The organism is Phyllobacterium bourgognense (assembly GCF_003337575.1).
Taxonomy (GTDB): domain Bacteria; phylum Pseudomonadota; class Alphaproteobacteria; order Rhizobiales; family Rhizobiaceae; genus Phyllobacterium; species Phyllobacterium bourgognense.
This window is the reverse complement of the sequence record NZ_QPJM01000001.1, coordinates 243,799-265,175: the sequence shown is the minus strand read 5'-3', so window position 1 is coordinate 265,175 and position 21,377 is coordinate 243,799. Positions and strand designations below refer to the sequence as shown.

The 21,377-nt window shown below is 56.0% G+C and carries 21 protein-coding genes and 1 tRNA gene; 11 read left to right on the top strand and 11 right to left on the bottom strand.

Annotation, left to right across the window (positions count from 1 at the left end; genetic code table 11):
* Positions 1–88 precede the first annotated feature (88 nt).
* Positions 89–1,024 (top strand): sulfite exporter TauE/SafE family protein, encoded by a 936-nt coding sequence (locus tag C7476_RS01310; protein WP_114428527.1) that lies wholly within the window; start codon positions 89–91, stop codon positions 1,022–1,024.
* Positions 1,021–1,815 carry a TIGR02186 family protein gene (locus C7476_RS01305; RefSeq protein ID WP_114428104.1) on the top strand — a complete coding sequence of 265 codons (795 nt, stop codon included), beginning with the start codon at positions 1,021–1,023 and terminating at the stop codon, positions 1,813–1,815. The genes C7476_RS01310 and C7476_RS01305 overlap by 4 nt, the downstream gene beginning before the upstream one ends.
* Here C7476_RS01305 and C7476_RS01300 read toward each other — a convergent pair whose 3' ends face one another.
* The gene (locus tag C7476_RS01300) at positions 1,816–2,730 is read right to left on the bottom strand and encodes a class I SAM-dependent methyltransferase (RefSeq protein WP_114428103.1); all 915 of its coding nucleotides are present in this window, start codon (positions 2,728–2,730) and stop codon (positions 1,816–1,818) included.
* 6 nt (positions 2,731–2,736) lie between these two features.
* Positions 2,737–3,849: a hypothetical protein gene (locus tag C7476_RS01295; protein WP_147274591.1), complete on the bottom strand. Its 1,113-nt coding sequence runs from the start codon at positions 3,847–3,849 to the stop codon at positions 2,737–2,739.
* Positions 3,850–4,012: 163 nt separating this feature from the next.
* Here C7476_RS01295 and C7476_RS01290 point away from each other — a divergent pair, with 163 nt between their 5' ends.
* Entirely contained in the window at positions 4,013–4,975 is a 963-nt protein-coding gene (locus C7476_RS01290) for an NAD(P)H-dependent flavin oxidoreductase (RefSeq protein ID WP_114428101.1), read from the top strand.
* A gap of 30 nt (positions 4,976–5,005) precedes the next feature.
* Here C7476_RS01290 and C7476_RS01285 read toward each other — a convergent pair whose 3' ends face one another.
* From C7476_RS01285 to C7476_RS01275, 3 genes are all read right to left on the bottom strand, one after another.
* Positions 5,006–5,815: an FAD binding domain-containing protein gene (locus C7476_RS01285; RefSeq protein WP_114428100.1), complete on the bottom strand. Its 810-nt coding sequence runs from the start codon at positions 5,813–5,815 to the stop codon at positions 5,006–5,008.
* A gap of 12 nt (positions 5,816–5,827) precedes the next feature.
* Positions 5,828–8,173 (bottom strand): xanthine dehydrogenase family protein molybdopterin-binding subunit, encoded by a 2,346-nt coding sequence (locus tag C7476_RS01280; RefSeq protein ID WP_114428099.1) that lies wholly within the window; start codon positions 8,171–8,173, stop codon positions 5,828–5,830.
* Positions 8,174–8,255: 82 nt separating this feature from the next.
* Entirely contained in the window at positions 8,256–8,744 is a 489-nt protein-coding gene (locus C7476_RS01275) for a (2Fe-2S)-binding protein (protein ID WP_114428098.1), read from the bottom strand.
* A 268-nt stretch (positions 8,745–9,012) separates the two neighbouring features.
* On the opposite strand from C7476_RS01275, the gene C7476_RS01270 reads away from it, so the two are divergent.
* Positions 9,013–9,088: transfer RNA gene (locus tag C7476_RS01270), tRNA-Thr, on the top strand.
* Positions 9,089–9,097: 9 nt separating this feature from the next.
* On the opposite strand, the gene C7476_RS01265 is transcribed toward C7476_RS01270, so the two are convergent.
* A complete protein-coding gene (locus tag C7476_RS01265) occupies positions 9,098–10,618 on the bottom strand; it encodes an MDR family MFS transporter (protein WP_114428097.1) in 1,521 nt (506 codons plus the stop codon).
* Between the two features lie 131 nt (positions 10,619–10,749).
* Here C7476_RS01265 and C7476_RS01260 point away from each other — a divergent pair, with 131 nt between their 5' ends.
* The 4 genes from C7476_RS01260 (at position 10,750) to C7476_RS01245 (ending at position 14,625) form a co-directional block, all read left to right on the top strand.
* Positions 10,750–11,253: a MarR family winged helix-turn-helix transcriptional regulator gene (locus C7476_RS01260; protein WP_245426008.1), complete on the top strand. Its 504-nt coding sequence runs from the start codon at positions 10,750–10,752 to the stop codon at positions 11,251–11,253.
* 157 nt (positions 11,254–11,410) lie between these two features.
* Positions 11,411–11,875: a MarR family winged helix-turn-helix transcriptional regulator gene (locus C7476_RS01255; protein WP_114428095.1), complete on the top strand. Its 465-nt coding sequence runs from the start codon at positions 11,411–11,413 to the stop codon at positions 11,873–11,875.
* Positions 11,868–13,079, top strand: coding sequence for an HlyD family secretion protein (locus C7476_RS01250; RefSeq protein ID WP_114428094.1), 1,212 nt, complete (start codon positions 11,868–11,870; stop codon positions 13,077–13,079). Before C7476_RS01255 ends, C7476_RS01250 begins: the two co-directional genes overlap by 8 nt.
* Complete coding sequence (locus C7476_RS01245) at positions 13,072–14,625, top strand: DHA2 family efflux MFS transporter permease subunit (RefSeq protein ID WP_114428093.1); 1,554 nt, start codon at positions 13,072–13,074, stop codon at positions 14,623–14,625. Before C7476_RS01250 ends, C7476_RS01245 begins: the two co-directional genes overlap by 8 nt.
* A 9-nt stretch (positions 14,626–14,634) precedes the next feature.
* Here the strand turns inward: C7476_RS01245 and C7476_RS01240 are convergent, their stop codons facing one another.
* Positions 14,635–16,014, bottom strand: coding sequence for an FAD-containing oxidoreductase (locus C7476_RS01240; protein ID WP_114428092.1), 1,380 nt, complete (start codon positions 16,012–16,014; stop codon positions 14,635–14,637).
* 158 nt (positions 16,015–16,172) lie between these two features.
* Here C7476_RS01240 and C7476_RS29055 point away from each other — a divergent pair, with 158 nt between their 5' ends.
* On the top strand, positions 16,173–16,307 hold the full coding sequence (locus tag C7476_RS29055) for a hypothetical protein (protein WP_281032663.1): 135 nt from the start codon (positions 16,173–16,175) through the stop codon (positions 16,305–16,307).
* Positions 16,308–16,319: 12 nt separating this feature from the next.
* Here the strand turns inward: C7476_RS29055 and C7476_RS01235 are convergent, their stop codons facing one another.
* Positions 16,320–16,517 carry a hypothetical protein gene (locus C7476_RS01235; RefSeq protein ID WP_114428091.1) on the bottom strand — a complete coding sequence of 66 codons (198 nt, stop codon included), beginning with the start codon at positions 16,515–16,517 and terminating at the stop codon, positions 16,320–16,322.
* Positions 16,518–16,720: 203 nt separating this feature from the next.
* Here C7476_RS01235 and C7476_RS01230 point away from each other — a divergent pair, with 203 nt between their 5' ends.
* Both C7476_RS01230 and C7476_RS01225 read left to right on the top strand, forming a co-directional pair.
* Positions 16,721–17,647: a transglutaminase-like domain-containing protein gene (locus C7476_RS01230; protein ID WP_114428090.1), complete on the top strand. Its 927-nt coding sequence runs from the start codon at positions 16,721–16,723 to the stop codon at positions 17,645–17,647.
* 167 nt (positions 17,648–17,814) lie between these two features.
* Positions 17,815–18,081 carry a hypothetical protein gene (locus tag C7476_RS01225; protein WP_114428089.1) on the top strand — a complete coding sequence of 89 codons (267 nt, stop codon included), beginning with the start codon at positions 17,815–17,817 and terminating at the stop codon, positions 18,079–18,081.
* Positions 18,082–18,372: 291 nt separating this feature from the next.
* Here C7476_RS01225 and C7476_RS01220 read toward each other — a convergent pair whose 3' ends face one another.
* From C7476_RS01220 to C7476_RS01210, 3 genes are read right to left on the bottom strand one after another with little or no spacing between them, the layout of a single operon-like run.
* On the bottom strand, positions 18,373–19,506 hold the full coding sequence (locus tag C7476_RS01220) for an extracellular solute-binding protein (protein ID WP_245426005.1): 1,134 nt from the start codon (positions 19,504–19,506) through the stop codon (positions 18,373–18,375).
* A complete protein-coding gene (locus C7476_RS01215; protein ID WP_114428088.1) occupies positions 19,503–20,663 on the bottom strand; it encodes a CaiB/BaiF CoA transferase family protein in 1,161 nt (386 codons plus the stop codon). Before C7476_RS01215 ends, C7476_RS01220 begins: the two co-directional genes overlap by 4 nt.
* Positions 20,663–21,214, bottom strand: a complete 552-nt coding sequence (locus C7476_RS01210; protein WP_114428525.1) for a MaoC family dehydratase — start codon at positions 21,212–21,214, stop codon at positions 20,663–20,665. Before C7476_RS01210 ends, C7476_RS01215 begins: the two co-directional genes overlap by 1 nt.
* Positions 21,215–21,377: the final 163 nt, after the last annotated feature.

The following is a 21,377-nucleotide window of genomic DNA, read 5'->3' as shown; positions in this document are numbered from 1 at the left end:
CCGGCAAGCGGGCAAGAAACCTTAAAGAATTACTGTCATTGTGCTGGTACTACGGTGTCCTGACACCATAATGGGTTTGGGGTTCGCATTGGGTATTTACCTGCCTATCGCCGAGATTTCGGTCAATGTCTTCGTGCTCTTTTTTATGGGCGCGGCGGTAGGGTTTTTGTCGGGTATGTTTGGTGTAGGCGGCGGGTTCTTGATAACGCCGCTTCTCATCTTTTATAATATTCCACCGGCGGTTGCGGTCGCCACGGGCGCAAACCAGGTCATTGCTTCGTCGTTCAGCGGTGCTCTTACCCATTTCAAGCGCGGTACACTCGACGTCAAGCTAGGCTCGTTGCTGGTTGTAGGCGGCATCGCCGGTGCTGCCGTCGGTATTTATGTCTTTGTTCTGTTGCGCGAACTCGGCCAGCTCGATCTCATAGTGTCGCTTCTCTACGTCGTCTTTCTCAGCACTGTTGGCGGCCTGATGTTGTATGAGAGCCTTCAGGCCATGCGAAGGACGAGAGCTGGCCAGCTTTCCAATCTGAAGAAGCCGGGCCAGCATAATTGGGTACACCGCCTGCCTTTCAAGATGCGGTTCCGCGCCTCGAAGATCTATGTGAGCATCATCCCCGTTTTGGTGCTCGGTGGAGCCATAGGGTTTCTCTCGTCGATCATGGGCGTCGGCGGCGGCTTTATCATGGTTCCCGCGATGATTTACCTACTGAAGGTGCCGACAAACGTGGTTATTGGGACGTCCCTCTATCAGATCGTTTTCGTCACAGCCTTCACCACTGTCATGCAGGCAACGACCAATCAATCAGTCGATATCGTACTGGCGATGCTTTTGATGACGGGGGGAGTGATCGGCGCCCAATATGGCGCTCGCATCGGCCAGAAATTGCGCGGCGAACAATTGCGCGCGCTGTTGGCCATGCTGGTTCTGGCCGTTGGCCTGCGCCTTGCGATCGAACTCTTTGTCACACCCGATGACGTTTATTCGATTAGCATTGCGCTTGCCACGAGGGTAGCGCAATGAACGCGCCCGCCGCCGCTCTAATTCTGTTCATTGCACTCACGGCAGGCCAGTACGCTCGTGCACAGCAATTGCCTGGCAACAAGGAAACCGTTGAAATCGGCCTCTCGACCGATACGATCGCGATCACATCCGGCTTCCGAGGCACTGACCTGACGGTTTTCGGTGCGCTGGACAATGCTGATCCGCTGATCCAGCGGCAAGGTCGCTATGATATCGTTGTGATTCTGCAAGGTCCCGAGAGGGATTTTGTCGTGCGACGCAAGGACAGATTTTTTGGCATTTGGGTCAATGCGGAATCCGTATCATTCCAACACATTCCGGCATCCTATTCGCTCGCATCAACCCGCAATCTGCAGGATATAGCAACGCCGAAAATATTCGGCCAGCTTAGCCTAGGGGTCAACAATATCTTCTACGAGCCAATACCTGACGGATTCGGATCGAGCGAATCCCTGAAGGAGTTCACCAAGGAGGTACCGCGGCTGAAGCTCAAACAGCGTCTATACAATCAACGCCCTGGCGACGTGCAATTCCTGTCATCCACGTTGTTCCGTGCGACCCTCTCATTGCCCGCCAACGTGCCTGTGGGCAAACACATTGCTCGCGCATATCTGTTTCGCAATGGTGAATTCTTGCGTGAAAGCTCGACGAGCCTCAACATTGTCAAAGCGGGGCTGGAGTTCCGCATCTACCGCGCCGCCAATCAATACAGCCTGCTTTATGGTCTTTTTGCCGTGTTCCTTGCCGTCGTGACTGGTTGGATGGGACGGCTGGTATTCCGCAAAGATTAATCAGATGTCGGGCTTCGCGACGACAATAAGCCCTTGCAGGGGTTCGCCCCGGTCAAGGCGGATGGTTTCCCGCTGCAAACTTACCAGTGTCATGGAATTCTCGGCCAACACTCGCCGGACATAGTTTTCGCCATGGGTGTAACGTAGCGATGGCTGCAAAATCAATTCGACGTCGCTCGAATGGTTCTCAACGGAAAATGCGAACAACCCGTCCGGGGCCAAGGCCCTGGCGATATTGTTGAAGGCACGGTGAAGATCACCGACGTAGACAAAGACATCTGCCGCAATGACGAGATCGGCGCTTTGGGCAGGCGTATCGAGTTCGTTGACATCGCCCTTGATAAGAGTGTCATAGACCTGTTTTTCGACGGCCTTCTGCAGCATGGCTTCGGAGAGGTCAACGCCGGCCACTTCATCGGCATCGGCGCGGAAATAGGGGCCCATCAGGCCGGTCCCGCAGCCCAGATCGAGCACGGAGCGGAAACGCCGTTCCGGCGCGGCCACCTTGATGGCGTTCGCCAGCAATTCGGGGACGCGATACTCCAGTCTGTCCAAAAGCGCTGTTTCAAAGGTCGCGGCATAGGCGTCAAAGAGGGTTTCGACATAGGCTGTCGGCGGCGTTCCTGGTACGGCAGCGTGGCCGGTTGCAGCGAGCTTCAATCCAGCGCCAAAGCGATCGTCTGGATCGAGCTGCAGCAATTTGCGCCAAGCTTCGGCCGCTGCATCACGTTGCCCCGCCGCCTCATGCATCTCGCCAAGGCGAAAAAGGCCGGCAGTCCAATTGGGGGTTATTTCTAGCGCTTGCCGCATGAGATCTGCGGCCGCGAAATGGTCACCGGTTTCGAACAGCATGTCAGCATAGGAGGCACGGCGGTCGGCAATCAGATCGCCGGAAGATAGGAACGCGCGCTCCATCTTCTTCTAATTCGTAACCTGGACACGAATCGAGATGATATCGACCGACTTTCCCGCCTGGGTTATATCCGAATTGATCTTTATCGAGCCGCCCGCGGCCGGTTTCTTGTCCGCCGGAAACTGCATCTGCAACAGATATTCACTGCTCGCATCGGAAACATCGAAACGCTTGCGTCCGCAATCACCCAGATCCCCGAAGTCACAGCTCACCGCCATTTGCGTCCTCGCACCATCCTCGCTCTTGGCTACGATATCGAACATTGTGTTTTTGCCGGCAAGCTGTTCGAGAACGCCTTGGCCGACCTGGAAACTAACTTCATCGGCTTCAGCGGGTGATTGGATACGCAGATACTTCTCCACCTGGTCGCCACCGATTGTGGCCGTTGCCCGTCCGGCGACAGATACCTGCGTTGTGTCGGACGGATCAAAAATCGTAATCCAGTTACCTTCAGGCGACAACTCGCCTTCCTTCAATGGTTCATGGCTACCGCTTACGGCCGGATTGCTGGTGCTTGGCGGGATACTTGACGGCCTTAAATTGATGATTCCGGAAGCAACAAACCAGAGCAGACCGAGTGCTAGGGCCAAGATGGCGAGAATGATAACAAACTTGATCAGGCCGTTCGCTTTCTTGCGTTCCGTGTTTCGCTTTAGCCGTCGGCGCAAACGGTCCGGGCGATAATTCTCGACGGCAACAGGTCCATCCGATGTCAGCTCCGGAGCGTCAAGTTCAGGTTCCGCTCCAACATCAATCGTTGGTTCTATCCTTGTCGCGGATTGCGAAAGCACTGGTTCGCGCCTTTCAACAACAGGAGCCGATACCGGGAGCGTTATCGAACCGCTTGTCTGTACTTCTTTTTCGATCCTGGTGATTGAATCCTTTAATCGTTCGCGACGTTCGTCCCGTTGCTCATCGTCCAACGCCCCATTTGCCGCAAGCGAACGCTCATGCGCTCCCCAAGCGGATTCGTAAACCTTCTGCCGAATCGCAGGGTTCCCGACGTCGGCTTTGGCCAACGCTTTCCTGATCGCTTGCTCGATCGCTTCCAACTCGACGATTATCCCTTCGATACAGTTCGCATGACTGGCTAGGCTTAACGCATCTTGCTGCTTATTCAAGACTCTCGCGGCGCAATGATGGCCGTTTCGAATTATGAACGCTATTGTTCAACACCCTGCAGCATCGCTCGATGATAGATCGCTTACGTTTCGCTTGCCCCCGATGCATCCGCTCTGGTAGAACAACTTACGTTTACGCTAACGTCAAAATTTGGAGATGGACATGGCCTTGCCGGATATTTTGAAGTCGAAGTTGCGAATTCCGGTCGTTGGCGCTCCCTTGTTCATCGTTTCTCATCCGGCGTTGGTGCTAGCACAGTGCACGGCGGGAATTGTCGGCTCTTTTCCTGCTTTGAACGCCCGCCCGGCAGAACAACTTGATGAATGGCTCGCAGAAATTACGGAAGGCCTCCGCAACCATGACGAGAAAAGCCCGGCTCGTCCGGCTGCGCCCTTTGCCGTAAATCAAATTGTGCACCGTTCAAACAAGCGGCTCGAACATGATTTGACGATGTGTGTAAAATACAAAGTTCCCATCGTTATCTCGTCGTTGGGCGCCGTTCCGGAGGTGAACGAGGCAATACACTCGTATGGTGGTATTGTCCTTCATGACATCATCAACAACCGCCACGCTAATTCAGCTATTCGCAAAGGCGCGGATGGGTTGATAGCGGTAGCGGCAGGTGCGGGCGGCCATGCGGGACTGCTCTCGCCTTTCGCGCTTGTCCAGGAAATCCGTGAGTGGTTCGATGGGCCCTTGCTGCTGTCGGGTGCCATCGCGACGGGCCGCGCGATTCTGGCGGCGCAGGCCATGGGTGCCGACCTCGCCTATATCGGCTCGCCCTTCATCTCCACCACAGAAGCGCGCGCTGGAGATGACTACAAAAAGATGATTGTCGACTCCAATTCTTCCGATATCGTCTATTCAAATTACTTTACCGGGATCCATGGAAATTACCTGAAGCCATCGATAGCCAAGGCCGGAATGGACCCGGATCATTTGCCAGAGGCTGACCCGTCAAAAATGGACTTCGAAGCAGCAACGACCGGCGCCAAGGCCTGGAAAGATATCTGGGGCTGCGGTCAAGGCATTGCGGCCGTTAAAGAAATCGCTCCCGCAAGCAACCTCGTTGCCCGCCTTGAACAGGAATATCACGCGGCGAAGACGGCGCTTTGCGCCGCGTAATGGTACTCTCTGCACCGAGAAACGTCTGTCTCACATCGGTCTGTTGGCGATCTCGGCAACAGCGCGTTTTGCCATGACCTTGACCAGATTGGCGCGATAGTCGGCAGAGGCATGCATGTCGGAAAGGAGAGCGTCCGGCTCCACGGCGATGCTATCCAGCGCTGAGGGGCTGAAGTTTCCGGCGAGTGCTGTCTCGGCATCCTTGAGACGAAAAACGCCGCCCTCGCCTGCGCCTGTTACTGCAACACGGATATTGTCGCCCGATTTGGCAACGAAAACACCGGCCATTGCGTAGAGCGAAGCTGGATTTGGGAATTTTTTGTAAGCGGCTTTGTCAGGCGCAACGAATTCGACGGCCACAATAATCTCGTTTGGCTCAAGCGCTGTTTCGAAAAGGCCGACAAAGAAGTCCGACGCGGGCAAAGAGCGTTGGCTGGTGATTACCGTAGCATCAAGCGCCACTAGCGCCGAGGGGTAGTCGGCGGCCGGATCGTTGTTGGCGATCGACCCGCCAATCGTCCCCATGTTTCGCACCTGGGGATCGCCAATATGGCCAGCAAGACTAGTGATGGCTGGACAAATCTTTGCGAGTTCCTCATTGGTCGAGACATCGTAATGCGTCGTGACCGCGCCAATCCGCACCGTGCGCCCTTCGACCGTGATACCTTTCAGCGCTTCGATTTTCCTGAGATCTATAAGATCGCTCGGTGATGCCAGACGTTGCTTCATGGTTGGAATCAGGGTCATTCCACCAGCCAGGAATTTGCCGTCTTCGGCTTCAGCCATCAGTCTTGCAGCCTCTTCAACTGAGGCAGCGCGATGATACTGTGTCTCATACATGGTGCTTTTCCTTCACTTCGCCGCCTGAATGGCATTCCACACAGTTTGCGGTGTCGCCGGCATGGTCAGATTGTTGTTGCGGATCGCATCGGTGATTGCATTGATGACGGCCGGCGGCGAGCCGATTGCACCTGCTTCTCCGCAACCCTTGATTCCGAGCGGATTGGACGGGCACGGCGTTTCGGTCGTCATAACATCGAAGGACGGCAAATTCTGCGCGCGTGGCATGGTGTAGTCCATGAAGCTGGCAGTCAGCAATTGTCCGGTATCGTCATAGTGCGTGCCTTCCAGCAGTGCTTGGCCGATACCTTGGGCCAGTCCGCCATGAACCTGCCCTTCGACGATCATCGGGTTGATGACCTTGCCGAAATCGTCTGCGGCGACGAACTGGATGATCTCGGTCACGCCTGTTTCGGGATCGACTTCCACTTCGCAGATATGGCAGCCGCCAGGGAACGTGAAGTTGGATGGATCGTAGAACGCACCTTCCTTCAATCCCGGCTCCATGCCCGAAGGAAGATTGTGGGCGGTGTAGGCCGCAAGCGCCACCTGGAACCATGGCAGAGACTTGTCGGTGCCGGCGACCCTGACATCACCATCCTTGATCTCGATATCGGCTTCATCTGCTTCGAGTAGATGGGCTGCAATTTTTTTTGCCTTGGCCTCCACCTTGTCCAAAGCCTTGATGACGGCCGACATTCCGACCGCGCCGGAACGCGAACCATAGGTCCCCATCCCCATTTGCACCTTGTCAGTATCTCCATGAACGATGGAGATACTGTCGATCGGAACACCGAAACGCTCGGTAGCCAATTGGGCAAACGTCGTCTCGTGTCCTTGGCCATGCGAATGGGAGCCAGTCAGAATTTCAATCGTGCCAATCGCATTGACCCTGACCTCCGCGCTCTCCCACAATCCTACGCCCGCCCCAAGAGAGCCGACTGCTGCGGAAGGTGCAATGCCGCAGGCTTCGATGTAGCAGCTTAATCCGATGCCGCGCAGTTTGCCTCGCTTGGCGGCCTCTCCACGGCGCTTCTCGAAGCCGGCATAGTCGGCAGCCTTCAGCGCGGCATCCAGGGTAGCGTCAAAATCGCCCGCGTCATAGTTCATGATTACCGGCGTCTGGTGCGGGAAAACACGGATAAAGTTTTTCCGCCGAAGCTCTGCCGGGGAGACTTTCAATTCGCGCGCCGCGGTTTCCATAATGCGCTCAAGCACATAACTGGCTTCCGGCCGCCCGGCCCCGCGGTAGGCGTCGACTGGCGCCGTGTTGGTATAGACGGCTTTCACGTTGGCGTGGATTGCCGGAATATCATATTGGCCGGAGAGAAGCGTCGCATAGAGATAAGTCGGCACGGAGCTAGAGAATAGCGACATGTAAGCGCCAAGATTGGCAATTGTCTGCACCTTGAGACCAAGGATCCTGTTGTCCTTGTCAAAGGCAAGTTCCGCATGGGTGATATGGTCGCGACCATGCGCATCGGCCAGAAAACTTTCGGTCCGGTCGGCTACCCATTTTACCGGAACGCCGGTCTTTTTTGATGCCCAGAGGCAGATGAGTTCTTCAGGATAGATGAAGATCTTCGATCCGAAGCCGCCCCCGACGTCCGGGGCGATGACGCGTAGCTTGTTCTCCGGCGCGACATTATAAAATGCGCTCAGAACCAAGCGCGCGACATGCGGATTTTGAGACGTCGTCCAACACGTATAGTGATCTTCTCCAGCGTCGTAGACACCGAGCGTGGCACGCGGTTCGATCGCATTAGGAACAAGGCGGCCATTGACAATATCCATCTTGGTGACATGCGCAGCGCCTGCGAAAGCGCCATTCGTGGCCTTTTCATCCCCGATGTCCCAATCAAAAATCAGATTGCCCGGCGCTTCAGGATGAAGTTGCGGCGCACCTTCGTTGAGGGCTTCGGCAGTCTTTACAACGACCGGAAGCTCTTCATAGGATATGTCGACTGCCTCAGCCGCATCACGCGCCTGCCCTTTCGTATCGGCAACTACAATAACCACTGCATCCCCCACGTAGCGCACCGTATCGGTGGCAAGCGGAGACCAGGCGCCCATCTTCATGGGCGTTCCATCTTTGGAATGGATCATCCAGCCGCAGATGAGATTGCCGATCCCATCCGCTTTCAACTCCGCGCCGGTCAAAACGCCAATGACACCAGGCATCTTCTTGGCCGTTTCGACATCGATCCCGGTGATTCTCGCATGAGCATGGGGGCTGCGCACGAAGGCAGCATGCTTCATGCCCGGTACGGACATATCGTCGGTATAGCGGCCCTTGCCAGTGATAAATCTTTTGTCTTCCTTGCGGAGAACCCGTGCTCCAATACCTTCAACACCCATGGCTATGTCTCCCTGTCGCGAGCGCGTTTGCCTGGAAAAAGTTGATCTTCAAGGCACCGGCTGCGGAACTGAAATCAGATGATCAGGCAGCCTTGACGGCGCCCTTGCCCATTTTGTCCGATGCGTCGAGCACGGCCTTGACGATGTTGTGATAGCCGGTACAGCGGCAAATATTGCCTTCGAGTTCATCCCGCACTGTCGATTCATCGAGCCCGTTTGGGTGTCGCCGTATCATATCGACCGAAGTCATAATCATGCCAGGCGTGCAGAACCCGCATTGAAGCGCATGATTTTCCCGAAACGCAACCTGAAGCGGATGCAGTTCTCCACTGGAGCCAAGGCCCTCGATCGTCGTTATCGTCGAGCCGGAGGCCTGGGCCGCCAGCATTGTGCACGACTTGACCGCCCTGCCATCGACATGAACGACACATGCACCGCATTGCGAGGTGTCACACCCGACATGAGTCCCGGTTAACCCGAGAGTTTCACGCAGGAAGTGTACAAGCAGTGTGCGGTCTTCGGCCTCGCCTGTGACGGCACGCCCATTTACGAACAGTTCCACTTTGGCCATAGGTTCCTCCCAGAACGTTGACGCAGGTGCCTCTTCCGGGCGTCATGTGGTAAAGAGAAGATTAACCGCTCTTTCGCACTTGTCTATCGTCAAAATAGAAAAATTCTAATTTGGCGATCCTGTGAGGATCAGGGGTGATTGGCGACCGGCATTTTGACGGCACGCACGCATCTCTAGGCTTGCATTTGCAGCACAATGAAGGTATCAGGCGCGACATCCGCCGGCACATCAAGATGGCCGCTTTCAAGGATCGGGAAGTTCTTTTCCTGCCGCATTAGCTCAGTTGGTAGAGCACATCATTCGTAATGATGGGGTCAGGTGTTCGAGTCACCTATGCGGCACCACTTCACTAGCTATTCAGCTGCATTCGGTTTCACAGCTCCTGCAATCGGTAGCAGTACAGGTTTGAGCATGAACGCCGCTAGCAATCCAGTGATGGCAAAGCCTGCCGAGGTCAGGAAAAGCGGCGTGAACGCTGCAGCATAACTATCGGCAACCGCTTGTCGTGCCGCCTCCGGCAACGCACCCAGCATTTTCGGCGTCAATTGCTCAATGTTACTAACCCCAGGGATGGTGACGCCGACACGGGACAGGTTTGCTGCAACGATCGCGCCATAGATGGAAATGGCGATAGACGCTCCGCCCATGCGAGAAAGTGTCACCGCCCCTGTCGCTGCCCCGACGTCCCGGCTGTCTGCTGCGTTCTGCACGCCGATTACCGGAACCTGTTGTCCAAGTCCGATGCCGATGCCGTGCATGGCCATCAGGATGCCTATGAGAAACACCGGCGTTCCTGCCTGGACCTTAGTGAACAACATGAAGGCGAGGAAGCTCAAAGAAAGACTGGCTATGGATTGGGGTTTGTAACGACCCGTCGTCGAGATCAGCCTCCCTCCCAGCAGAGATCCACAAACGATACCTCCGGTCAAAAGGATGAAAAAAACGCCCGCCTGTGAGGGCGACAGACCCGTTGTAGTCTGGAGGAAAAGTGCGAAATAATTGACCATGCCGATAGCGATCGCACCGCTGGTGATCGAGATCACAAGTAGCAACGAGAAAGTCGGATTCCGGAAAAGCGTTGGCGGGACGATGGGCTCCACTGCGCGACGTTCAACGAACACCCAACTCGTGGCGCACACGATGCCGAATGCAATGATACCAACACTCTGGACCGATACTATCGAACCGAACAGCTCTGAGCTGTCTGCCACGAGGACGATGCTGCTTGTGGTCAGGGCCAGCAATATTGCGCCTGCATAGTCGATCTTTGGCTTTCGCTCAGGCTTGCGGTAGGGAAGCATCGTGAACAGGCCGGTCAGGACAATAATCCCGACCGGAATGTTGACCAGAAAAATCGATCGCCAGCCGAAAAGATCGCTCATTGTGCCGCCGAGTACCGGACCGATTGCGCCGGAAGCCATGAGGACAAGGCTTGAATAACTCTGGTACCGTGCCCGTTCTCGCGGTTCGAAAAGATCGGCATTGATGGAGAAGATCGATACCATGATACCGCCGCCGCCGAGGCCTTGCAGCACCCGTGCAGCGATCAGCGTATTCATCGACACGGCGAGACCGCACACGGCTGATCCGATGGTGAATATCGCAATGGCGGTCATCATCACATATTTGCGCCCGAAGAGATCGCCCAGCTTGCCGTAGATCGGCATGACAGCACTCGACGCAAGCAGATATGAGGATCCGATCCAGCCGAAGCGTTCCAGATGGCCGAACTCACCGACGATTGTTGGCAAAGCAGTCGAGACGATCTGGTTGTCGAGTGTCGCCATGAACATGGCCGAACTCAGGAAAAAGAAGATGATAAGCCGCAAACGGTGGTCCGTCACGAGCGGCGCGGGTGGTGCATGCATGTCCATTGAGCAGGATATCCGAACTTCACTAAAGAGATAAGTGTGCTGTTAGCATATAATTGTCAACAGCACTGTAATGCTATTTGCATATTTGGATGCCTTGAAGTATCAGTGCGTTCAGAAATATGACAGGTGCCATGACGACACGTAAACGTGAAGCCGACAATCAGAGCTACCATGAAGAGATCGTGCATATCGGTCAGGTAATGACCCGGATGCGCCTGTTGGTCGGCAGACGCCTGATTGGCCGCCTCGCAGTTCAAAACGTTGCGCCTGGCCTGGAACTCTCGCACCTCGACGTCCTTGACGCCGTGAGACGAGCGGAAACAGCCGGCGAAGTGACCGTTGGTGCGATCGCCGAAATTTTGCGCATCGATCCCTCCCGGGCTAGCCGCATCGTTGCGGAAATGGTCACACGAGGAGTCCTGCGCCGCAAAGCCTCCCAAGCTGATGCGCGACGTATCGTGGTTGTTATCACGGCTCTGGGGCGGAAGCTGGTCGCGGAAATCAAGGCCCAGAAGCTCGCTATCGTACAGAAGGTCGTCAAAGACTGGCCCCCCGCGGATGTAGAAGCGTTCGCAACGCTTTTTGACAGATTCATCAGCGGATACGAACAGACGTTCCTGCCTCGCAAGGATTGAATCAACTCCGTTGACCTAACCCTGGATTTCTTCACGATTTATTGAAGGCCTGGCGCAGTTTTTTTCTGCCTGAGGCAAGCTGTCGCCTTTAAATCTCCCAGCACCCTTGCTATATGCATGACTGTTATAAGCATCCTTACGAGTTTACATATCCCTCATGGACAATGCACCGACACTGAGCTTTCTGCTGCACGAGGTCGCACGCCTGTTGCGCAAGCGTTTCGAACAGCGCGCAAAGGATTTGGGCCTTACGCGGTCGCAATGGCAAACGCTGGCATATCTCTCCAAAAACGAGGGAATCCACCAGGCGGGGCTGGCCGAGCTTTTGGAGGTCGAGCCAATCACCCTGGTCCGTATCCTCGACAAGCTTGAGGAGCGCGGCCTGATCGAGCGCCGCAGGCATCCCACTGACCGCCGCATCCGGTTGCTGTTCTCCCGTGAAGAGGCAAGACCGCTCCTCGATGGCATTCGCCGTGTTGCAGATCTTACCCGCTCCGAAGCGCTCGCCGATGTCCCGGATGCAGATCGCGAACATCTCATTCGAACACTGACCCTTATGAAGACAAATTTGATCGACGCATGCCAGACGCCGGTCGAGGACAGAGAGAAAAATCATGGCTGACGGTTCACCTTCCCTGCGGATACCTGCCCATTCGGACAATGACCCAGTAATGGAAAAGCCCGATACGACCATCGAAACGGCGCCTGCCGTACCTGTGGCCAAGGAAACGACGCCCCCTGCGGCTCCCGCGCCGGCGCGCACACGGCGCAGCCTGAAGCGTCCGCTGCTGTTTGGGCTTTTACCGCTTCTTTTGATCGTTGGCGGCTATTTTTATGCGACTGGCGGTCAGGTCATGTCGACCGACAACGCCTATATCCAAGCCGACATGGTCGGTGTTTCCACCGATGTGTCCGGTATCGTGCAGTCGGTGGATGTCCGCGACAATCAGCAGGTCAAGCAGGGCGATGTGCTGTTCCGTCTAGATGCGTCTCCTTATGCCATCGCGCTTGCCGGAGCGAAGGCGCAACTCGGCGTCGTTCGCAATCAAATTCTCAATCTTGAAGCGAGTTACAAGCAATCGCTTGCAGAGATAACCCAGGCTGAAGCCGATATTCCTTTTTTCGAAAAGTCGTTGCAGCGCCAGCAGGACCTGAATGCAAGCTCCTTCGCGTCCCGCGCGACCTATGATCAGGCCAAGCACGATCTCGACGCGGCCCAGCAAAAGGTCGACGTCGCCAAGGCAGAAGCTGCGGCAACGCTAGCGCAGCTTGGCGGAAACGCAGATCAACCCGTTGAACAAAACCCTTCTTATCTGCAGCAGCAATCCGCTGTCGACAATGCCCAGCGCAATCTCGACCACACGGTTGTCCGTGCCCCGTTTGACGGCATCGTCACCAATGTCAGCTCTCTGCAGACCGGCGCATATCTTCAAGCGTCGCAGGCCGGTTTCAGTCTCGTCTCGACAACGCATATGTGGATCGCTGCGAGCCCGAAAGAGACCGAGCTCACCTATGTGCGCCCCGGCCAGACAGTCGCCATCAGCGTCGATACCTATCCGGACGTGACGTGGAAGGGCACAGTCTCCAGCATCAGCCCGGCTTCCGGCTCCAGCTTTTCGCTGCTGCCTGCCCAGAACACCACCGGCAACTGGGTGAAGGTCGTCCAGCGCATTCCCATGCTCGTCAGCATAGATGACATGGCGGGCAAGCCGCCACTGCGGGTGGGCATGAGTGTCACCGTAGGTGTCGATACAGGCCATGCCCGCGGCCTCCCATCTTTCATGACAGACGTCGTCGGTCTTTTCGGCAGCAAGGATCATGTCTAATATCATCGCAATTCCCGGCGCCGCGCCCGTTATCGCCAACCGCGGCGCGATAACCGCCTGCGTCATCCTTGCGGTGATCATGCAGGCGCTCGACACGACGATCGCCAATGTGGCGCTACCCTATATCCAGGGCAGCGTTTCGGCGAGCGCTGATCAGATCAACTGGGTCCTCACCTCCTATATCGTCGCCGCGGCCATCATGACGCCGCCGTCGGGCTTTCTTGCCGCTCGCTTCGGCCGCAAAAACGTCCTTCTGACCGCCATTGTCGGCTTTGTTGCCGCTTCGGTCCTGTGTGGCCTCGCCCAGTCCTTGCCGCAAATCGTCGTCTTCCGGCTGATGCAGGGCCTCTTCGGTGCATCGCTCGTGCCGTTGTCGCAGGGTATTCTGCTCGACATCTATTCGGTGGAAGATCGCGGCAGGGCCATGGCACTTTTCGGCGTATCGGTGATGGTCGGCCCAGTGCTCGGACCGGTTATCGGCGGCTGGCTCACCGACCATATCAGCTGGCGCTGGGTATTCTATATCAATGTGCCGATCGGCATGCTGGCGTTCTTCGGTATTGTAGCCTTCGTTTCCGAAACAACGAAAGAGGTGAGCGCAAAGCTCGACTGGTTCGGCTTCGGAACTCTGAGCCTTGCCATCGCAACACTGCAGCTCTTCCTTGACCGCGGCGAACAGCTCGACTGGTTTTCTTCCGCTGAAATCCAGATCGAAGCGTTAATCTGCGCCGGCGCCTTCTATCTCTTTCTTGTGCACACGTTCACCGCGAAGAAATCTTTCGTCAATCCTCGGCTCTTCCTCGACCGCAACTTTTCGGTCAGCATGTTCTTTATCTTCGTCATAGGCGTCACCTATCTTGCGTCGCTCGCCTTGATGACGCCCTATCTGCAGACGCTGATGGGCTATCCCGTCGTCACTGCCGGTATCGTCATGGGGCCACGCGGCGTCGGTACCATGGTCTGCATGTTTATAGTCGGCAGACTGATCGGCAAGGTCGATACACGGTTTTTGCTGTTCCTTGGCTTCAGCCTGACCGCATGGGCCATGTATGACATGACCGGCTGGACGCCCGACGTGTCGCAGTGGACCATCGTCTATGTGGGATTCATCCAGGGCGCCGGTCTCGGCTTCCTGTTCGTGCCGCTTACGACCATCGCCTTTGCCACCCTCCCCGCGTCGATGCGCGGCGAAGGCACCGGCCTCTACAATCTCTCGCGCAACATCGGATCGAGCGTTGGCATCGCTGTTGTTACCGCGCTCATCACCGAGAATGTGCAAAGCAATCATTCGTCGATCGCCGCCTATGTCACGCCGTTCAACCACGCATTCAACGCGCCGGCAGTGATGCAAAATCTCGATCCCATGAAGGCCGCGGGCCGCGCCGCGCTGGACGGGATGATAACAAACCAGGCGACGATCATCGCCTATATGGACGATTTCAAGCTGTTGATGATCATGTCGCTGGTATCGATCCCGCTGGTCATGCTGCTGCGCAAGCCCGCGTCGAACGCCGCTCCTGCGGATCACACGGCCGTGATGGAATAAGCTTGCACGTCATTTTACTTCCTTGACGTCGCCCAGGAGCGTCGGAATTAGCTCAGAGACCGTGGGGTGTATGGGAACAGCCCATTTCAATTGCGGATAGGTCGCATCCACATTCATGATATCGAGAAAACCGTGGATTGCCTCGTCGCCGCCCGTCCCGAGTATGGCGGCACCGAGTATCTTTTGCGTCTGTGCGTCCACTACGACTTTCATGAAGCCTTGCGTTTCGTCCTTTTCCACTGCGCGACCAACGCGGGTCATCGGCCTTTTGGAAATCAGCAATGGCCGCCCAGTCTTGCGTGCCTGCGCTTCGGTCAGGCCCACCCGCCCGAGCGGCGGATCGATATAGAGCGCATAGCCGAGGATGCGATCGGTCACTTTGCGGTTCTCTCCGTCAAGGAGATTTGCCGCAACGATCTCGAAATCATTATAGGCCGTGTGAGTGAAGGCACCGCGCCCGTTGCAATCGCCCAGCGCCCAGATGCCAGGAACGTTTGTCTCCAGCTGATCATCTACTTTGATATAGCCGCGCTCATCGAGCTCAATACCTGCCTTGTCGACACCGAGATCGTCAGTATTAGGCCGCCGTCCTATCGCCAGCAGCACATGCGAGCCGACAACGCTTGGTGAGCCGGCAGTGCAATCGACACCGACTTCCACGCCTTCGGCGTGCTGTTTGAACGATATACATTCCGCATTAAGGCGAACTGCAATTCCCTCGCCTTCGAGAATTTCCTTGATCGCTTGGGATACGTCCTCGTCCTCGCGTGAAATCAGCCTTGGACCCTTTTCAACAATGGTCACGTCCGCGCCAAACCGGCGATACATTTGCGCAAATTCGAGGCCTATATAGCTGCCGCCAACGACAACTAGGTGCTTGGGTACCTCATCGAGACCGAGAATGGATGTGTTCGTGAGAAATTCTACGTCTCCGATGCCGGGCATGTCCGGCACATTGGCGCGGCCACCAAGATTGAGGAAAATTCGGGGTGCGGTGAAGGCCGCGCCATCGATATCGATTTCACTTGCTCCGGTGAAGCGGGCATGACCCTGAACAACCGTGCAGCCACCCATGCCGCGCAAGAATCTCTCGACCCCGGTGCGGGCATTAAAGGACACGGTGTCGGCGCGCTGCTTGACCCGCTTCATATTGATTTGGACCGGCCCACCCGTCTCGATGCCAAAATCAGCACCACGCCGGGCAAGATGTGCAGCATAGGCACTCGCGACCAGCGTCTTCGTCGGCATACATCCTGTGTTGACGCAGGTCCCTCCGAATAGTTTGCGCTCGACCATAAGCACTTTCATGCCAGAGTCCGTGAGCCGGCCCGCCAGAGATGGTCCGGCCTGCCCTGCACCGACTATGATCGCGTCGAAAGCTTTGGTCATAGCTGTAGCATAGATCAGGGCGGATGCTGCGTCACCCGGCTCTTTCAAGGTTGGATGCAAGAATTGGGTAATTATTTGGAATGCCGGGTGAACACCGGGTTCAGTCGCCGTTCAGATCGACAGCGATATCCTCAGGAAAATCCACTGGGGTATCTGTCATGCTCGTTCAGCGTCTTGGTATCATTTTCGTGATTTTCGTCGCCTTCGCACTGTCCTTCGGCAGTTTCGTCAACCATGCGAAATCGAAACGCGTGGGGCATTACCAAAACAACCTCCTGCAGGTCACAAACTAGAGCGCAATAAGATCAGCGAGTTTTCTTCCAGACTTTTTCCGCCTCGTCGAGCCTCTCCAGCATGTCCTGCAACAATTTCGGAATCTTCCTGTCCGTTTCTGACGGACGAGCTGTCTTGACCACATGGCGGAAGTCCGAGCGAACGACCTGTTCTCGCAGTACGTCCGCTGCGCGAGGGCGGGAACCTGGATGTTTTGCAGCCATCACCATTCCAATCACTCCTGTGCACCGCCACAATCTGACCGCACATCTTCCGGACGTAACTTCCGTCCGGCGCATTTGTTTCAAATTCTATGGCTCTATAGTCAACAAATGCTGAATCGCACGGCGAGGCCCGACATCCATTAAAATTTACAGCCGGGGAACCTGTACCGGATCGCAGCGTTCTTCTCTAAACCTTAGAGGATATGCATATGTTGATCCGTATCGGTTACGAGATAGCAATTCGCTGTAACCAGCCGACCCCTATGACGACCTATCTCAACCTGGAATCGGAACGCATGTCGGACATCCAATGCGAGCGCGGTCCGACCGCTACCCCTGACACAAAGCTTGAAACGTTTCGCGATCTTTTCGGAAACAGTTGCATCCGTCTCCTGGCTCCTGCGGGCAACCTCTCGTTGAAGTATGACGCAGTCGTCAAGGATGACGGCCTCCCCGACCCGATAGATGAAGATGCAACCGAGGTGGGTGTCGACCGGTTGCCGACCGAGTGCTTGGCCTATCTGTCGGCGAGCCGCTATTGCGAGACCGACGAGTTGAGCAATCTGGCATGGAGCCTCTTCGGACACGTCAAACCCGGCTGGTCGCGCGTTCAGGCGATAACTGATTATGTCAACCAGCGACTGACCTTCAGCTATGGTTTTGCCAGATCAACGCGCACGGCGGCGCAAGCACATGAGGAGCGCGTCGGCGTTTGCCGTGATTTCGCGCATCTGGCTGTCGCTTTCTGCCGCTGTATGAATATTCCCGCACGCTATGTGAACGGCTATTTAGGCGATATCGGCGTTCCGGCTGATCCGGCGCCAATGGACTTCAACGCCTGGTTCGAGGTCTATCTCGGCGGTAGATGGCACACATTCGACGCCCGGCACAATCAGCGTCGCATCGGGCGGATTGTCGTGGCGCGCGGCCGGGATGCTGCCGATATCCCATTGATCCACACGTTCGGACCGCATGAATTGACAAACTTCAAAGTCTGGACCTTCGAGGAACACGATCCATCCTTTGCCAGTCAACGCTTCAAGAAAATATCGCTGGTAACCCCTTGGTTCAGTCAGCGCTGGTCGCGTTTGTCGCGGGCTGTCAGGGAAAGATCGGAAACAGAGCCGACTATCTAGCGGAAGATTTCTCGTTTGCCACATTTGAGGGCGGACTTCAGCATATTGCGCTGCGGTAAGCCGTTTCAGCTGCCGGTAAATTCTTTTCGATTTGCCACGCCACATTTGCGAAGCTATTTTCTCCGTTTCGCCGGGGTTCGTTTCGTCCAAGGGAAAGGAGCAGGTCCATGCCTTTCGATAATCCTTCAAAGCCGATCTACTCCCAGGATGACTGGAACGTCATGCAAGCTGCCTACAACAAGGCAGCTGCAACGCTTGTGGTGAAATCAAGCTCGGAGGATACCGCGAAAGTCATAGCGGAAACCGTGATGACCGCCTTCAACCGTGGCAATCGTGATGTCAATTCGCTGGCGGCTCTTGCAGTCATAATCGCGATTAACTCGCATCCGAGCGTCCGTGGCGGAGAGATCGATCAGCAGAAGCGCTTTGCGTAGGACAGATCGCTCTAGCCAGGTATCAGCAGCTGCTACAACTTTGACTTTCATCGATGATTCCGGCACATCAGTTCGCAGTGGAGATTGCAGGCGGGGGTCGGAAAATGAAATTCGTCGTGGCTGCTATACTCTTGTTCAGCAGCTTTGTTTTGGCCGGGTGCGGTTCCTACGCAACGTGGACGCCACGCAAGCCCGAACCAACCCAAATCAATCCGCCCGAATGCCAGCAAGGTATCGGCATTTGCCCTGGACGATGGGGCCGCGCAGGTCAAATGCGCCGGCACTAATCTTTTATCCGGCAAAACTTTGTCGAAATAGCGCGTTCAGATCGTCGATGACGTTCGGCGCAGCGTGGCGGTGCAAAAGGCCCGCATTGAGTCGATCTGACGCGGCTTCTTGAAAATCCATATAACCCTTATGGCGTGGGCGCACCCAGGCAGCCTCAAGCGTCTTGCGCGTTGCTGCGTAGAAGCTTGTCGTCGCCTTGTTAACAGTTTCGTCTTCCCAAGCGTCCGCGTGTGCCGGTTGACCTCCCGCTGACGCGTACGGTCCACGCTGTACGTCGCCGCTGGAAATCCAGTAAGCAAAATCGATAGCTGCGGTGCGGTTTGTTGAAAATGCCGATACACCGATGCCTGTGCCCCCTAGCGCCGAACCCGCAGGACCGCCATCACCCGCGGCGGGAATATCAGCAAAGGCGACGAGATTGGGCCTGAAACCATCGATGGCATAATTGACGTAGCCATAGATCAACGGCGCGCAGGCAATGTACGAACCGGCCTCGCTCATCTTCTCCAGCGCCGCAATGGGATCCATTTCGAAGCAGGCGGGATCAATCAATGCAACAATTTCACGCATCATTCCGAAAGTACGAATTCCACTTTCGAGATCAATCAGTTCCCCCGTGACCGCACAAGGCGAGCCAACATTGCCGCTTAACGTATAAAACGTCATCAGCGAGTGGGGAGGACGCAGCGGTAACAGGACCCTGCCCGCCTTGGCCAGACCCATTACCTCGTCCCAGCTTGCTGGCGAATCTTCGAGCAGGTCGGGCCGCCACGCACAAACGTGCGTCGCGGTATCGATCGGAAACGCCCATTGCCTCCCCTGCCAATGATAGCTTGGATAGGACTGCCCGACGCTTCCGGCGGAAAGCGCTTGCTGCTCTGTCTCACGCCCCGGCACATCGAGCGGCGCAAGACAATCTTCGGCTGTGATCTGGCCGACATGCGGATGATCGATGACGATCAGATCATATTTCCGCGCCAGTTCCTCGACAGGAAAGGACTCGAAATCTTGTAGTGAGCGCTTTTCCCATTCTATGTCTATGCCGGTCTGTTCTTTCCAAAGTTTTGAACAGGCAACCATCGGATCAAAGCCGCGCGGATGGCTCCATGTCATGCCTTTGAGTTTGATAGCGCTCACAGGCCGAACTCCTTACGGATCGCCTCGCTGTGTTCGCCGATACGTGGCGCGGCGCGATTACACTTCGCGCGCAGTCCGTTTACCCGAATGGGCGAACGTGTAGTGAGTATCGAAACATTGTCGTCGCGCTCCACTGTCTGCAACATGTCGAGAACCTTGAAGCCTTCACTTTCCAAAAGCTCCTCCCAGTTCAACACCTTGGCACACCAGATATCGGCCGGTTCGAGAATGGCGAGCCAATGGTCGGTGGTCTTGGTTTCGAGCCGGGCAGCGATAATGCGTTTGATCTCGTCGCGCGCCGTGAACCATGTAGCCGGGGTGTCGCGGTAGGGCGCCAGATCATCGAGCGAGAGTAAGTCTGCCAATTTCGGTAGCGGGGTCATCGCGAGCGCCAGATAGCTGTCCTTCGTGTGGTAGACGCCGTAGGGGGCGGAAAGATAGGCATGGGCACTGCGGAAATCCGAACGTTTTGGCAGGCGCCGGCCATCGTTCAAATGTGTGGTCAAAACTTCGAACTGGAAGTCGATGAGCGATTCCATCAGGCTTGTCTCGATGTGGCTGCCCTTGCCAGTGATGCCGCGCCTGACAAGACAGGCGAGAATGCCCTGCACGATCGCCGCGCCCGCCAGCATATCGCCTACCGCCAGTCCAAACGGCACTGGCCCTTGGCTCTCGTCGCCGTTCAACCACATCAGCCCGGAACGGGACTGCGCCAACAGATCCTGGCCCGGGCGAGAAACCCACGGACCTTCATCGCCATAGCCTGAAATGCTGGCATAGACGAGACGCGGGTTGATTGCCTTCACTGCCTCGTAGTCGAGACCAAGGCGCTGGATGACACCGGGGCGAAAATTCTGGATCAGCACATCGGCGTTGGCGAGCAATGATTTCAGGGCTGTAAGATCAGCCTCGTTCTTAATGTCAATCGCGAGGCTTTCCTTGGCGCGGTTGATCGCATGGAAAATGGTCGAGTCGCCACCGATTTCCGTATCGCTCAGATAAAGCCGGCGAGAGAGGTCACCTCCATCAGGCCGCTCGATTTTGATGACACGAGCGCCGAGATCCATCAGGCGCAGTGAAGCGTAAGGTCCGGACAGGAACTGGCTCATATCGACGACTAGCAGGCCAGCCAATGGTAGTTCATTCTCGGTAGTCATTATTTCTCGGTCTTTCCAACGAAATCGGCGGGCTTTTGGTATTTTACAGTCTGCAAATGTTCGCAATACAGAACGAGTTCACCCTCGTTCTTGTACACTTGATAGCTCGCACGGATCAGGCCCAACTCCTTGTAGCGCGGGCGCTTATCCAGATTGGTGCGGATCGTGTAGATCGTGTCATTGAGGAAGACCGGCTTGATGAAACGCAACTTGTCATAGCCATAGGAAAAAGCATTGACGCAATTGGTGGCCACGAGCCCTAGGCCCGCAGAAAACACGAAAGCGCCGGCAACAAGCCGTTTGCCGAAAATACCCTCGCTCTCGGCAAACATCTGGTCCTGCACATAGGGGTGAAGATCGGTAACCAGCATGTTGAATAGGTGGCTATCGCTTTCGGCTATTGTCCGGCGCAACGATCGTATCTTCTGCCCCACTGGCCAATCCTCGTAAAACCAGTTCTCGGCGTTCCACACGGGCAGCGCGGCATGGTCTCCCGGCATGTCTTTCGGATACGTGGAGGAGACGCCAACGGTCGGCGCAAAATCGGTCATGGCCGCAAGGCTATTGCCAGTGGACATTGCCTCTGCAATCTCATAAGTCATCCTCCCACATCTTCTCTTGTGAATAATCTTTTCACATATGGGTAAGAATGACAAGGGTGGAGGCGGTAAATCCTAACTATGGAGGATGCCCTCGCCCATCCAGGCGTTCGCG

Bases quoted from the DNA above. Each gene is read 5' to 3' on its own strand.
- C7476_RS01210 (WP_114428525.1), bottom strand. From the start codon at position 21,214: ATGACCGATTTTGCGCCGACCGTTGGCGTCTCCTCCACGTATCCGAAA.
- C7476_RS01280 (WP_114428099.1), bottom strand. From the start codon at position 8,173: ATGGGTGTTGAAGGTATTGGAGCACGGGTTCTCCGCAAGGAAGACAAA.
- C7476_RS01250 (WP_114428094.1), top strand. From the start codon at position 11,868: ATGGCTGACGGTTCACCTTCCCTGCGGATACCTGCCCATTCGGACAAT.
- C7476_RS01305 (WP_114428104.1), top strand. From the start codon at position 1,021: ATGAACGCGCCCGCCGCCGCTCTAATTCTGTTCATTGCACTCACGGCA.
- C7476_RS01225 (WP_114428089.1), top strand. From the start codon at position 17,815: ATGCCTTTCGATAATCCTTCAAAGCCGATCTACTCCCAGGATGACTGG.
- C7476_RS01235 (WP_114428091.1), bottom strand. From the start codon at position 16,517: ATGGTGATGGCTGCAAAACATCCAGGTTCCCGCCCTCGCGCAGCGGAC.
- C7476_RS01260 (WP_245426008.1), top strand. From the start codon at position 10,750: ATGACGACACGTAAACGTGAAGCCGACAATCAGAGCTACCATGAAGAG.
- C7476_RS01215 (WP_114428088.1), bottom strand. From the start codon at position 20,663: ATGACTACCGAGAATGAACTACCATTGGCTGGCCTGCTAGTCGTCGAT.
- C7476_RS01265 (WP_114428097.1), bottom strand. From the start codon at position 10,618: ATGGACATGCATGCACCACCCGCGCCGCTCGTGACGGACCACCGTTTG.
- C7476_RS01285 (WP_114428100.1), bottom strand. From the start codon at position 5,815: ATGTATGAGACACAGTATCATCGCGCTGCCTCAGTTGAAGAGGCTGCA.
- C7476_RS01290 (WP_114428101.1), top strand. From the start codon at position 4,013: ATGGCCTTGCCGGATATTTTGAAGTCGAAGTTGCGAATTCCGGTCGTT.
- C7476_RS01300 (WP_114428103.1), bottom strand. From the start codon at position 2,730: ATGGAGCGCGCGTTCCTATCTTCCGGCGATCTGATTGCCGACCGCCGT.
- C7476_RS29055 (WP_281032663.1), top strand. From the start codon at position 16,173: ATGCTCGTTCAGCGTCTTGGTATCATTTTCGTGATTTTCGTCGCCTTC.
- C7476_RS01255 (WP_114428095.1), top strand. From the start codon at position 11,411: ATGGACAATGCACCGACACTGAGCTTTCTGCTGCACGAGGTCGCACGC.
- C7476_RS01275 (WP_114428098.1), bottom strand. From the start codon at position 8,744: ATGGCCAAAGTGGAACTGTTCGTAAATGGGCGTGCCGTCACAGGCGAG.
- C7476_RS01240 (WP_114428092.1), bottom strand. From the start codon at position 16,014: ATGACCAAAGCTTTCGACGCGATCATAGTCGGTGCAGGGCAGGCCGGA.
- C7476_RS01245 (WP_114428093.1), top strand. From the start codon at position 13,072: ATGTCTAATATCATCGCAATTCCCGGCGCCGCGCCCGTTATCGCCAAC.
- C7476_RS01230 (WP_114428090.1), top strand. From the start codon at position 16,721: ATGTTGATCCGTATCGGTTACGAGATAGCAATTCGCTGTAACCAGCCG.